This is a genomic window from Siphonobacter sp. SORGH_AS_0500 (genome assembly GCF_002838835.1).
Classification (GTDB): Bacteria; Bacteroidota; Bacteroidia; order Cytophagales; family Spirosomataceae; genus Siphonobacter.
This window is the reverse complement of the sequence record NZ_NHPP01000021.1, coordinates 1-13,033: the sequence shown is the minus strand read 5'-3', so window position 1 is coordinate 13,033 and position 13,033 is coordinate 1. Positions and strand designations below refer to the sequence as shown.

The 13,033-nt window shown below is 44.9% G+C and carries 10 protein-coding genes; 5 read left to right on the top strand and 5 right to left on the bottom strand.

The window, feature by feature from the left end:
• The first annotated feature begins 30 nt into the window (after positions 1-30).
• Entirely contained in the window at positions 31-2,520 is a 2,490-nt protein-coding gene (locus BWI96_RS19050) for an ATP-binding protein (protein WP_106638115.1), read from the top strand.
• A gap of 66 nt (positions 2,521-2,586) precedes the next feature.
• On the opposite strand, the gene BWI96_RS19045 is transcribed toward BWI96_RS19050, so the two are convergent.
• Positions 2,587-4,725 carry a PAS domain S-box protein gene (locus tag BWI96_RS19045; RefSeq protein WP_106638114.1) on the bottom strand — a complete coding sequence of 713 codons (2,139 nt, stop codon included), beginning with the start codon at positions 4,723-4,725 and terminating at the stop codon, positions 2,587-2,589.
• Positions 4,726-5,395: 670 nt separating this feature from the next.
• Here BWI96_RS19045 and BWI96_RS23475 point away from each other — a divergent pair.
• The 3 genes from BWI96_RS23475 (at position 5,396) to BWI96_RS19035 (ending at position 7,191) form a co-directional block, all read left to right on the top strand.
• Positions 5,396-5,755, top strand: a complete 360-nt coding sequence (locus BWI96_RS23475) for a hypothetical protein (protein WP_369804223.1) — start codon at positions 5,396-5,398, stop codon at positions 5,753-5,755.
• Complete coding sequence (locus BWI96_RS19040; protein WP_369804222.1) at positions 5,698-6,333, top strand: helix-turn-helix domain-containing protein; 636 nt, start codon at positions 5,698-5,700, stop codon at positions 6,331-6,333. Before BWI96_RS23475 ends, BWI96_RS19040 begins: the two co-directional genes overlap by 58 nt.
• A 93-nt stretch (positions 6,334-6,426) precedes the next feature.
• Positions 6,427-7,191, top strand: a complete 765-nt coding sequence (locus BWI96_RS19035; protein ID WP_106638113.1) for an SDR family oxidoreductase — start codon at positions 6,427-6,429, stop codon at positions 7,189-7,191.
• A 373-nt stretch (positions 7,192-7,564) separates the two neighbouring features.
• Here the strand turns inward: BWI96_RS19035 and BWI96_RS19030 are convergent, their stop codons facing one another.
• The 4 genes from BWI96_RS19030 to BWI96_RS23465 all read right to left on the bottom strand — a co-directional run bounded on the left by BWI96_RS19030 (position 7,565) and on the right by BWI96_RS23465 (position 11,208).
• Positions 7,565-9,466 (bottom strand): family 2A encapsulin nanocompartment cargo protein cysteine desulfurase, encoded by a 1,902-nt coding sequence (locus tag BWI96_RS19030; RefSeq protein ID WP_106638112.1) that lies wholly within the window; start codon positions 9,464-9,466, stop codon positions 7,565-7,567.
• Positions 9,450-10,370 (bottom strand): family 2A encapsulin nanocompartment shell protein, encoded by a 921-nt coding sequence (locus BWI96_RS19025; protein ID WP_106638111.1) that lies wholly within the window; start codon positions 10,368-10,370, stop codon positions 9,450-9,452. The genes BWI96_RS19030 and BWI96_RS19025 overlap by 17 nt, the downstream gene beginning before the upstream one ends.
• Positions 10,371-10,408: 38 nt before the next feature.
• On the bottom strand, positions 10,409-10,804 hold the full coding sequence (locus BWI96_RS23470; protein ID WP_369804221.1) for a serine O-acetyltransferase: 396 nt from the start codon (positions 10,802-10,804) through the stop codon (positions 10,409-10,411).
• A gap of 68 nt (positions 10,805-10,872) precedes the next feature.
• Positions 10,873-11,208 carry a hypothetical protein gene (locus BWI96_RS23465; RefSeq protein WP_106638109.1) on the bottom strand — a complete coding sequence of 112 codons (336 nt, stop codon included), beginning with the start codon at positions 11,206-11,208 and terminating at the stop codon, positions 10,873-10,875.
• Positions 11,209-11,777: 569 nt separating this feature from the next.
• Between BWI96_RS23465 and BWI96_RS19010 the strand changes: the two genes are divergently transcribed.
• On the top strand, positions 11,778-12,722 hold the full coding sequence (locus BWI96_RS19010; protein WP_106638108.1) for a bifunctional helix-turn-helix transcriptional regulator/GNAT family N-acetyltransferase: 945 nt from the start codon (positions 11,778-11,780) through the stop codon (positions 12,720-12,722).
• The last annotated feature ends 311 nt before the right edge of the window (positions 12,723-13,033 follow it).

The window sequence follows — 13,033 nt, the reverse complement described above, 5'->3', positions numbered from 1 at the left end:
ACTTCATTACAAATCTGATTTAACGTACCCATGTCAAGCTCCTTGAATGCTGCGGATGAATTAAAGCGAGTGGAAACGTTGAAAAGCTATGCCATTCTTGATACTTTACCCGAGCAGGACTATGAAGATATTACTCAGCTAGCCGCCGAAATCTGCCAGACTCCCATCGCCTTAATCAGTCTGGTAGATGAACATCGACAGTGGTTCAAATCCAATCGGGGATTGGACGTTCGTGAAACCCCTCGAGAGCAGTCCTTTTGTGCTCACGCGATCCACCAGCCTTCGGAAACGTTGATTGTAGAAGATGCCCGAACGGATCACCGTTTCGCAGAAAATCCATTAGTAGTAAGCGACCCTCACATTGTTTTCTACGCCGGAGCCCCCCTGGTTGACGAAAATGGGATGGTATTGGGCTCTTTATGCGTGATTGATCGCCAAACGAAAACGTTATTACCCACCCAGATTTCTGCCTTAAAAACGCTTTCCAAACAGGTAATGAGGCTTCTGGAACTTCGCAAGAAAACCCTTGATCTGGAAGAAAGCGAGCGAAGATTAAAGGAAGAAAATGCCGCTTTATTAACGAGCCAGAAACGTTTTGAAACCGTTCTGCGGCATGCTCCTATTGGCCTGGGCTTATTGAGTGGCGAAGATTATGTGTTTGAACTAGTTAATGACCGGATTGCTGAAATGGGTGGTCACACAGCCCTTGAGATCCAGGGACAATCCTGTCTGAAAACGTTGCCAGAGTTAACGCGTCAGGGTTTAAAGGAAATTCTTGATACCGTCATTCAAACCAAACAACGGTTTGCTACCCCGGATCTTTCCGTTCAACTCCTGAAAGATGGAAAACCCGAGACAGCCCATTATTATGTAAGTTTTGAGCCTGTCTGCGAGGCCGATGGCAAAGTCAGTATTGTGAACTTTTGCATGAACATTACGGAGCAGCTTCGGTCTCAACGGGCTTTAGAGGCCAGTGAAAGTCGCTTTCGAGCCTTACTGGAACAATCTCCCATTGCTCTCGGCCTATATACCGGAAGGGAGATGAAAATTGAGATTGCCAATGAGCTCATGATTCAGTTTTGGGGCAAGGGGAAGGCAGTGCAAGGCAAGCGGATTGAAGAGTTATTACCCGAATTAAAAAATCAGGCTTTCTTACAGTTACTTGACCAAGTCTATACCACGGGTAAGGCTTATTCGGCCAAGGGCATGCGAGCTGACCTGGTGATATACGGAGAGCTAAAAACGTTTTACTTCGACTTTACCTACCAGCCCATTCGTGATCTGAATGGTGAAGTATATGCCATTCTGAATGTGGCCATCGATGTAACCGAGGAGGTAATTTTACGACAGAACTACGAACAAACGCGTCAGGCTCTTCAAAACGCCATTGATTTATCACAACTGGGGATCTGGAAGGTGGACATAGCTACTCAGACTTCCGATTTTTCGCAACGGATAACGGATTGGGTAGGCAGCCCTGACCCGTTGACACTCAGCGATACCATTGCCGCTATCGTACCCGAAGACTTACCTGCTTTTGAAGCAGCCTATAGCAGAGCATTTGACGTCTCGTTGGGGGGTGGACTTGAAGTGGAGTACCGATTAAAAAATAAGCATTCGGGTCAGGTTTATATACTTCACTCCAAAGGCCAGATGCAATTTGATGAAAAGGGTAACGCCGTGTCGCTGTTCGGGTTCAGTCAGGATGTTACCCAGATTAGGTCGGCTCAGCTTGCTCTGGAAAACCTGGTGCAGGAACGTACGTTGGAGCTTACCCAATCCAATCATGAACTAAAACGATCTAATGATAATCTGCAACAGTTTGCTTACGTAGCCAGTCACGATTTACAGGAGCCCCTACGTAAAATTCAAACCTTCAGCTCATTACTGTCAGATCGAACGGAGGGTCAGTTAAATTCGGATACGCAGCATCTCATTGACCGGATTAATGTAGCCGCCCAAAACATGTCCCGTCTGATTAATGATCTATTAAATTATTCCCGAGTTACTACCCGCCAACAGGAGTTTTATTCGGTTCCACTTAATACCGTCATGGCAAGCGTACTTGATTCGCTTTCACTGGCGATTCAGGAAAAAAATGCTCAAATCAGGTTAGACGATTTACCCACAGTCAAAGGAGATGAAAACCAATTATATCAACTCTTTTTGAACTTGCTTTCCAACGCCCTTAAGTTTAGTCCTGAGGGAGAACAGGTAACGATTGCTGTGAACCATCGACTGGTCGAACGAAGTATGCTGCCGTCAACCTATAAAATTATGAGTCCGGCCAGCATTTTCCACGAAATCACGGTTGTGGATCAGGGAATTGGCTTTGATGAAAAATACGCCGACCGAATTTTTCTGGTTTTTCAACGGCTTCATACGAAAGATACCTTCCCAGGAACCGGAATTGGGCTGGCGATTTGCCAGCAGGTAATAGAGAACCACGGTGGGTACATCACGGCAAGCAGCAAGGTGAATCAAGGATCAACATTTACGGTGTATTTACCCGAGGCATAACTTGTCATAGCTTTTACTACCCAAGAAGCCCTTTCACGAAAAGGGCTTCTTGGCTTGAAGGGCAGGTTACACCGGAAAATAAACATGGAAACTGGCTCCTCTGCCGGGTGCACTTTCAGCGGTAATGGCCCCTCCATGATTTTCAATAACCCGTTGACAAATCGCCAGCCCAATTCCGGTTCCTACGTATTGTTTTTTATCGTGTAACCGTTGGAAAACTTCGAAAATTCGATCTAAAAACTGCTCATCGAAACCGATTCCCTCATCAATAACGCTAATCTGGTAATACCGATCTGCTTTAGTAATAGGCACCACTACTGGAGGTAACTCGGGCCGATGGACAATTTTCGTAGTGATATGAATGTGAGGAGAGCTGGCAGGTTTAGCAAATTTTATTGCGTTCGAAATCAGGTTTTGAAAAAGCTGACTTAGTTGCGACTCATCGCCAATAATGGCTGGTAAGGGGTCAATTTTAATTTGAGCCTGTGTTTGTTCAATGCTCAAATCCAGCGTTTCCAAGACCTGCTCTATCACCTGATTTAGCGAGACTACATGAAAATGATCTTCCTGATTGATCATTTTAGAGTAGTTAAGCAGATCCTGAATAAGTGTGGACATTTGCTCGCCTGCCTTACTGATGCGGTTCAGATACGACAGGCCCTCATTACCTAACTGAGAACCGTATTTATGACTGAGCAATGAGCCGAACGTCTGAATCTTTCGAAGAGGTTCCTGTAGGTCATGACTGGCGACGTAAGCAAATCGCTGCAAACGGTCGTTGGACAGGGACAACTGCTGGTTGGATTCTCCTAGCTCTTCACTCGATACCTGCAATTCTTCGTTACTAGCAGCCAGCTCATAGCCTCTTTCTTCCAGCTCCTCGTTCAAGGCCTGTAATTCTTCGTTACTGGCGGCAAGCTCTTCGGTGCGTTCCTGTAGGGCTTCATTGGCGGCCCGGAGTTCTTCCAGACTGGCTTCCAGTTCTTCGGTACGCTGTTGCACTAGATATTCCAGACGGCTCAGTAAGGTCTTTTGTTCGTGAATGTCCGTAGCCCGGCATACCCAGCCGGTAAGCTTCTGATTTTCGCCAAAAAGCGGCACAAATTCAATTTCATGCCAGCAATAAGTACCGTCATGGCGACGTAACTGACTTTCGCAGATGAAGCTTTTTTCTGTTTGGAAGCTTCTCAGAACCAGCTTTTCGAAAGCCTCAAAGTGTTCCGCTTTAAACAGTCGCTGCCAGCCATCCTTGCGACTTTCTTCCAGGGTTAAGCCCGTATATTCCTGGTAACGCTGATTTTGAAACGTAATGGTTCCTTTGGTATCGAGCAGGCATTTCAACAACAAGCTCCCTTCCATCATGGCCTGAAACTGTTGCTTCTGTACTTCCAGATCACGTCGGGCCTGCACCTGCCGGGTAATGTCGGTAGCAGTGTGAATAATGCCGTAAATTTCTCCCGATTCTCTCCTCAACGGAGCGTAGGAGTAGTTAAACCAGAATTCCTGTAAGCGACCATCAATCATAAGCGTAGCCGCTCCCTCGGAGTTATGGTGGGCAATACCTGTGTCAAATACCTCCTGTAGCAAATGGAGAAAAGGCTGGTCTTCAAGTTCAGGCAGGGCTTCTGAAAACGTTTTCCCGTTGACAGACGCATCCTTCCCCCAAATCGTTAACATAGCATCATTAACCGCCTCAATTATCATGTCCCGGCCTCTGTAAATGGCCGTTGCGGTGGCTGAACTGGACACTATATTACGCCAGTGGTGTTCACTGGTTTCCAGTTGATGACGGGTATCCGTTTCCCTGCTTATATCCTGGGCGACACCAGAAAACCGAGAGGCTTTACCCGATTCGTCAAAAAATGCCTGTCCTCTGCAGTGCAACCAGCGGAGCCGTCCGTCTTTTGCTCCCAGCGTCCGGAAAGTGACATCATACTTTCCTGATGACTCAGGATTTAGAGCCCACACAATAGCCTCTCGAACCATTGAACAATCCTCAGGATGAATGAGGTTCAATACCTGTTCATACGAGACGACATCCGCCCCCGAAAATCCATACAACGACTGGCATCGTTTATCCCACCAAACGAGCTGTTGATCAATGTCTAAATCCCAGGTACCCACCCGAGCGGCTTCTAAGGCTGAGGTTAACCTTTCTATATTAGAAATTTTCTCTGCAAACGAGAGAGATGGGTTACTATTCATGAATAATACTTTCTAGACCAAAGCGAAAGATACTATATAAAATCCTTGAATATGTATTTTCAAGATGGATTCCCCAAGCATTTGTCAATGCTAGCATGCCCTCCACCCTTCATACGTTTCTTTATTAACTCTATTCTAAAAACAGTGTTATGGTTTGGTGGCGGATTTTTTCCAGAATTTTTCGGTGAATAGACTGGCTTCGTTTGGGGTTACCCCAGATAAGGGTTATCATTCTTTAATTACCCTGGCCGGAATACCCGCCACTATGGTTACGTCCTAGGCGATTCCTGCGTTCATGATATTGCCGGAGCCATGCCTTACATAACAGAGCTTTCAACCCTTACACCGAACGATCTTATAAATCAGTAAATCCGGTTACGCTCAGCTTTGTTAAAGATAATACTAGCACGATTTCACGTTAACGAATCATCCCAGTTATAGAGCTTCCTGGGATACGGTTTCTACTTTTCTTATCACGAATTACTAGAAAGGGTTGCTGATGCCAGCGTGGCCCGGCCAGCGTGGCCCGGCCAGCTTTTTCGCTGGCAGCACTAATTAATTAACTACACCACCAGAGTAAGCAGTACTACCAACAACTGTTAGTCACCTACTACATCTCATCAAAATGGTTTGCTTCCATTATCTTTGAATTTCGCAAACGGCACTGACAATGAAAACCCTGAAAGCTACTACTCTGCACGAATTCTATGAACATACTTCCGACTTCTCTGGCAAAGAAATCAGTTCGCTTCTGCCTCCCGGCATCGACAAGGAAATTGGGCACTTCAATATATTTGACATTGCTGATACGATTGAGAAATTCAAACGAAAAACCACTATGCCCTATAACCGTCGGGCTTATTATAAAATCAGTTTGATTCAGGGAGCAAGCCGGGCAGAATATGCCGATAAGGTCATTGAAATTGAAAAAAACGCCCTGTTGTTTGCAACCCCTAAAGTGCCCTACACTGGGTGCCTACTGGAGAGGGTCTGTCGGGTAACTTCTGCATTTTTACAGATGCCTTTCTAATCAAGTCCAAAAGCGGGGTAGAGTTAGACGAGTTACCCATTTTTCAGGCGGGTGGCTTTCCTGTATTTCAGCTTGAAGACGATCAAGCTAAAGACATTCTTCTGATCTTCAATAAAATGAAGCAGGAAATCGTCTCGAACTATGCCTTCAAATATGATCTGCTCCGTACTTACGTCATCGAACTCATTCATTACGGTCAAAAGCTGCAACCCGCTACTGTTTCTCAGCCCGCTCAGACGGCAACTACCCGAGTAAGTTCTTTGTTTGTGGAATTACTGGAGCGTCAGTTTCCCATCGAATCACCGAATCAGAAGCTGAGTCTTCGTTCGGCCAAAGATTACGCAGAACGACTTTCAATTCACATCAACCACCTGAATAAAGCATTGAAAGAAAGTACCGGAAAAACAACGACCGACATGATCAGCAACCGGATTATTCAGGAAGCTAAATTATTGCTGAAGCAAACCGACTGGAACATTTCAGAAATTGCCTACAGCCTGGGTTTTGAAGAAGTGGCACACTTTTCTAATTTCTTCAAGAAGCAAACGTCATTTACTCCTGTGGCTTTTCGTTCGTAGCTTTCCATGATTGAATTTCGCAAACATTGGATTGATCCTTACAAACACCGCCCTCGGTAAATCGCCCAATTTTGCAGAAACAAAATCAAGAACATGGCATCAGTAAATAAAATTGCATTAGTAACCGGCGGTAGCCGTGGGTTAGGTCGTAACATGGCTATTCGTCTTGCCGAAAAAGGCATTGACGTAGTGCTAACCTATAATAGTAATGAAGCAGCCGCTAATGAAGTAGTCGCTGAAGTTCAGTCGCTTGGTCAGAAAGCCATTGCCTTTCAACTAGACACCAGTAATACACAGTTATTCAGTAATTTCTACGAGCAGGTCAGTGCTTATTTACAGGAAACGTACGGAAAACCAAACTTCGATTTCCTGATTAACAATGCCGGAACGGCTCTCTATGCTCCTTTCGCCGAAACAACGGAAGAGCAATTTGATGAGATGTATAACATCCATTTGAAAGGCGTTTATTTCTTTACTCAAAAAGCATTACCTCTGCTGAACGATGGGGGCCGCATCATTAATATTTCGTCCGGTCTGGCTCGCTTCTCTTTTCCTGGCTCTTCGGCTTATGGTTCCATGAAAGGAGCCATTGAAGTTTTTACAAGGTATCTGGCGAAAGAATTAGGCTCTCGCGGCATTGCTGCCAATGTGGTGGCTCCTGGTGCCATCGAAACTGATTTTGGTGGAGGCCGCGTTCGAGATAACAAAGAATATAACCAGACCGTGGCCAGTTTGACTGCTCTGGGTCGGGTGGGTTTACCCGATGATATTGGCGGCGTAGTAGCATTCCTTTGTACTGAAGAAGCCCGTTGGATTAACGCTCAGCGAATCGAGGTTTCCGGTGGAATGAATTTCTAACACGGGTTTTATACCTTTTTCGAAGGCTGTTCCGCAATGGACAGCCTTTTTTGTTGACAGGCTATCTCGAACGAACGAGATGGCTCACGATTCTGGGGAAAGGCATTAATGTAGCTTTGTTACCAGTTAGACTATTTTTATCCCCCGGCCAGTCGTTACCTGCTAAAAGCCCCAATTCTTTTATTTGATCGACGTTAGAGCCTTTTCGAAGTGGGTTAGTAACCCAACGTTTCTTTACTTCGGATGAAAGATTCGGAGGTATAACGGCAGGTGGAACCTGCCTTAGGATAGGAACGAGATGAAATCTCATACCAGTGGTCTTATACTATGAGAAGCTGTGAATTAGTAGTCAAATTCACAGCTTCTCATTCCTTTATTTTCTACTACTTAACCGTTGAATAACGGCAATGAAGCGGTCTACATCTTCATGCGTATTATAAAAAGCCAGGGATGGCCGGACCGTTGTTTCAACACCCAACCTGCGTAAAATAGGTTGAGCACAATGGTGTCCTGTACGAACAGCGATGCCTTCTTCATTCAAAGCTTTTCCAACTTCGTCGTTAGTGTATCCTTGAAGGGTGAATGACAGCACACTTGCTTTTTGTCTAGCCGTGCCAATCAACCTTACCCCTTTGATGGGTTTCAGGTAGTGTGTCGCGTATTCTAGTAAAGCGTGTTCGTACTGCCCAATTACTTCCATACCGATTTTGGTAACGTAATCAATCGCAGCTCCTAAACCTACGGCGTCAGCTATGTTACCAGTACCCGCTTCAAAACGGTTGGGGGCATTATGATACTTGATGTGTTCGAATGTAACGTCCTGAATCATATTACCACCGCCTTGCCACGGCTCGGTTGCGTTCAGAATTTCTTCTTTCCCATACAACACGCCAATCCCGGTAGGGCCAAAAACCTTATGTCCTGAGAAAACAAAGAAGTCCGCATTGATAGCCTGAACATTAATAGGCATGTGGGAAACCGACTGAGCTCCATCGACCAATGTTTTCGCCCCAACCGCCTGAGCCATTGCTACGATTTGTTGTACGGGGGTGACCGTCCCCAGAGCATTGGAAACCTGCGTAACCGCCACCAGTTTTGTCTTTGGGGTAAGCAATTTGGCATATTCCTCTAAAAGTAATTCGCCGTCGTCATTAACAGGTATTACTTTCAGTTTCAATCCTTTCCGATCCGACAATCGCTTCCAAGGAACAATATTGGCGTGGTGTTCTAGATTACTAACAATGATTTCGTCACCTGCCTGGAGATTTTGATCTCCCCAGCTTTGAGCTACCAAATTAATTGCTTCGGTTGCACCGCGAACAAAAATGATTTCGTTCGTAGACTTAGCCCCTAAAAATGCCCTTACTTTTTCCCGAGCGGCTTCATAAGCATCCGTCGCCCGAGCGGCTAATTCGTGAGCGGCCCGGTGGATATTTGAATTTTCGTGTTGATAGAAATACGAGATTCGATCAATGACCGCTTGCGGTTTCTGAGTAGTAGCCGCGTTGTCAAACCAAATCAGTCGTCTGCCATTCACACGTTCTTCCAGAATCGGAAAATCTTTTCTGACTAACTCACCCAAACTTCCTCCAAAAGAAGAATAGTTCACTTTTTCATGAAATGCATCTTCAGGCAAAAAGTAATAGCTATTCGGAATAAAACGATCTGAAAAGGAAGGAATCTGTGGAGCAGGTTCAGATGTTCTGATCTGTTGCAAAACCTCATTTATATTCAAAAAGTCAGAAACGTTTTCAAAAAAAGGAATCTGAACGTTGGGATATAAAAGTGGGTCCGCACGAACATCTTGCTGCTGCTTTGAGCTAGCAATGTTTTCATCCGGGAAACTGGTTTCGGGCTTATTGATATTAAAACTATCGCCCTGTTTCGCATACGAAGGCGACGCTCCACTTCCTGCTACTGAATTCGGAATACCACTGGTATACGGCGGATTAACGGCAGAAGGAGACGCAACGTTTTCTATAACAGGAACGAAACCAGTTAGGGACGAAACACCTGTCGACGAACCCCCAAAGCCCCCAAATGCAGGTGGTGTCTGAACTGCCGAAACTGGATTTACTGCTGGTATTTCAATTTTTGAAGGAATATTGCCCCCCAAGACATGTTCAACAACTCCCCACGCTTTAGGATGCGTAGCGGGATCGAGCGAAAAATCTTTAGGCACTTCTTCGGGCAATGTCTTGAACAATTGATTAGCAATATCCTGTAAAACAGCAGCATCGGGAATTTCGGATGGCTGGCTAGTATTTATACTCATGATAGTTCGTTAAATCTACATCGTCGAGTACGGCAATGGCATCATCTACCAAAACAGCTAATGAGCAATAGAGTGAGACCAGATACGAAGCAATGGCTCTATCGTTAATACCCATGAAACGCACGGATAAACCTGGCGTTTGCTCTCCCTGTAAACCAGGCTGAAATAACCCAACCACTCCCTGACGGCTTTCGCCCGTGCGAAGCAGAATAATCTTAGATTTACCGTTTTGGATAGGTAATTTATCTGAAGGAATCAGCGGTATGCCTCTCCAGGTAAGGAATTGTGAGCCAAATAGCGAAACGGTTGGTGGTGGAACGCCACGACGCGTACACTCTCGACCAAAAGCAGCAATTGCTTGGGGATGCAGCAGAAAAAAGCCAGGTTCTTTCCAGACTTTGGCAATGAGTTCATCAAAATCATCTGGCGTAGGCGGGCCTATCCGAGTTTTGATACGCTGCGAAGGCACGACACTATGCAACAAGCCGTATTCCTTGTTATTAATCAACTCGCTTTCCTGACGTTCCTTAATGGTTTCAATCGCTAAGCGTAATTGTTCAGAAATTTGATTATAGGGGCGGCTATACAAATCGGAAACCCGCGTGTGAACATCAACAATGGTTTGTACCGCCGCTAAATTGTATTCCCTCGGGTTATCAATGTAGTCAACGAAGGTCTGCGGAAGTACTCTTTCGTCCCTTGCCGAGCAGTCTACTTCGATCTGAGAAGCGTCTTTTACCCTGTTCAATCGGTAAACCCCTGATTCGACCGGAACCCAGTTCAATAGTTTGGTAAGCCAACGGGGTGAAATCGTCACCATCTGCGGCACGGTACGCGTGGCGATGGCTAACTGCCTGGCGGCGGCATCACCTAGTGATGTCTGTTGTTTCAACGATTCTGCCATAATTAATTGTTGTTAGGTTGTTACGAACGGATTAGATATTATACTTTTTCTGACGGGGTAATTCTTAATTGGTGAGTATTAAAAACGTTTGAGTACGGCTCGACACTTTTGGTCAGAAATACGCTGCCTCCGATGATCGAATTCCGGCCAATAACTGTTCTCCCTCCAAGAATGGTTGTTCGGGCATAAATGATGACATTATCTTCTACAGTAGGATGCCGTTTGGTTTCGGCCAATTCTTTAGCTACTTGTAGAGCCCCAAGCGTAACACCCTGATAAATAGACACATTATTACCAATAATGGCCGTAGCTCCAATCACGATGCCCGTACTATGGTCAATCATGAAAGGCACCCCGATGGTGGCCGCGGGATGAATATCCGTACCCGTATTACGGTGAGCGTATTCGCTGAGTATACGGGGCAGCACCGGCACGTTCAGACGAACCAGTTTATTAGCAATCCGATAAACAGCAATGGAGTAAAATCCTGGATATGAAACAATTACTTCGTTGATACTGGTAGCCGCGGGATCAAATTCATAAATTTTTTAGCGTCCAGTCTTAAGTTAGAATAGATCTCCTCAATTGAATTATAAAACTCCCTGCCAATATTTTCGATGTCAAATTGAGTGGGGTTAAGGTAGCTTAATAAAATGTTCTCAAGGTCAATCTGATTTTTCTTTAATAACCCTTTATAAGATGTCACTTTAGGCAAATGGGTGCCGGGAAAAAGGAAGTGAATTAAATCGGTCAGCCAGCTAATGGCCTCTTGTGCGGATGGCGTTGCCTCCCATTCAGCTAGGTGTATTTTTCTCAGGTTTTCAATAAACAGGCTCATCCTCTACGTCATTCTGAAGGTTAATTCACTATCTACATGCTTTGCAAGTATAGACAAAAAATAATAAGTCTATAGAGTTAGTAGATTTATATCTTTTAAAATTTTGAAATGCTGCTTACTCTGTAATAGGTAAGCTAATAAATCCACGAATATGAAGTGTAGCCTGTAATAGAAAAGTATACTATCATTAAACTTCGTCACCGGTCTTTTCAATACCTTAGCTGCCCCCCTTCCGGCTGTCAAATAAAGTTTAGTTTCCTGTTTTTCAAGTAAATCTAAAAAAAGGCACTTTATAGGTAATGTTTTAAGAGATATCCTATGTGGAATGGACTAGTGTTAATCACTAGTGAAGTTTCTCGAGTTCAAATAAAATCGCAAACCTGTTAAAATATCCTTCGATTTACGCTGAACGGCAGGTTCCCACCTGCCGTATGAGTAGGAATTAGACAGAATCTCACACCAGTGGTGCACGACTTCTCTCTTTTATCTAACTCATCATTTTTAAAGAGCTTTTAACAATAATTCTAAAATAATGATATATTTGAATAAGCACTTATATAATTACTAATATGAATTTCTTCCAGCGAACCGGTCCAATGGCCTTAGGAAGCCGATTAAGACAAATGAGCGAACGCATGACCCAGGAAGCCGCCAGAATTTATGGCATGTACGACCTGGAAATGGAACCACGCTGGTTTCCCGTGCTGTATAGTTTGGGCCAAAACGATGGACAGTCGGTTGCTCAACTGGCTGAAGATATTGGTCATTCGCAAGCTTCGGTCAGTCAGATTATCAAGGAAATGGCGAAGCAGGATTACATCACCATAACCAAAGGGACAACAGATGCCCGGAAAACAATTGTTACGCTTTCGGATAAATCCCGGCAGCAATTACCGGCTCTGGATACCCAGATGAAAGATGTAGCTATGGCCGTTGAAACCATGCTGGCTCAAACCCAGCATAACCTCTGGAAGGCCCTCGATGAGCTGGATTATTACCTGGATCAGCAGGGTTTGTTTGATCGCGTTAATCAGCAACGCAAACAGCGGGAGAGTCAGCAGGTGGTGATCGTCCCTTACTCGGAGGAATACCATGATGCTTTTCGGAGTTTGAATGTGGAGTGGATTACGACCTATTTTAAAATGGAAGCAGCCGATTATCAAGCTCTTGATCGTCCAAATGAAAAAATCCTGGATCGTGGTGGGTTCATCTACATCGCCCTGTACGAAGGCGAGCCTTTAGGTTGTTGTGCCTTAATTAAAATGGATGATTACACTTACGAACTTGCCAAGATGGCCGTATCGCCCAAAGCTCAGGGCAAACACATGGGTTATTTACTCGGGAAATCCATTTTACAAAAGGCCAAAGAGCTTGGAGCCGAAAAAGTTTATCTGGAAAGCAATACGCTGTTAAAACCCGCTATTCGCCTGTATCATAAATTAGGTTTTCAGCAGGTACAGGGGTATCAGTCGCCCTATGAGCGTTGCAATATTCAGATGGAGGTGAAACTTTGATAGATGTAAAAGCTGTCTAAAATTTGGAATTGAAAGCCTGAATGCGATCCTTCGCTTGGTTAGGACTGACAGGATTGGGATAACGGCAGGTAGAACCTGCCTAATCGTAGGAACGAGAGGGAATCTCGCACCAGTTGGTTTTAGTTCGTCTCTACGTTTTAAACCAAAATTCTTAGAAGCCGACTACACTACAAGTTCCTAGGTAGAGACGCGACTTTATCGCGTCTGGGTAAGAGGCGGTTTTACCCTTACGCCGTGGTTGGTGTCTCCACCAACCACTCTTTGCGTACAAATGGCTGGAGAGACACCAG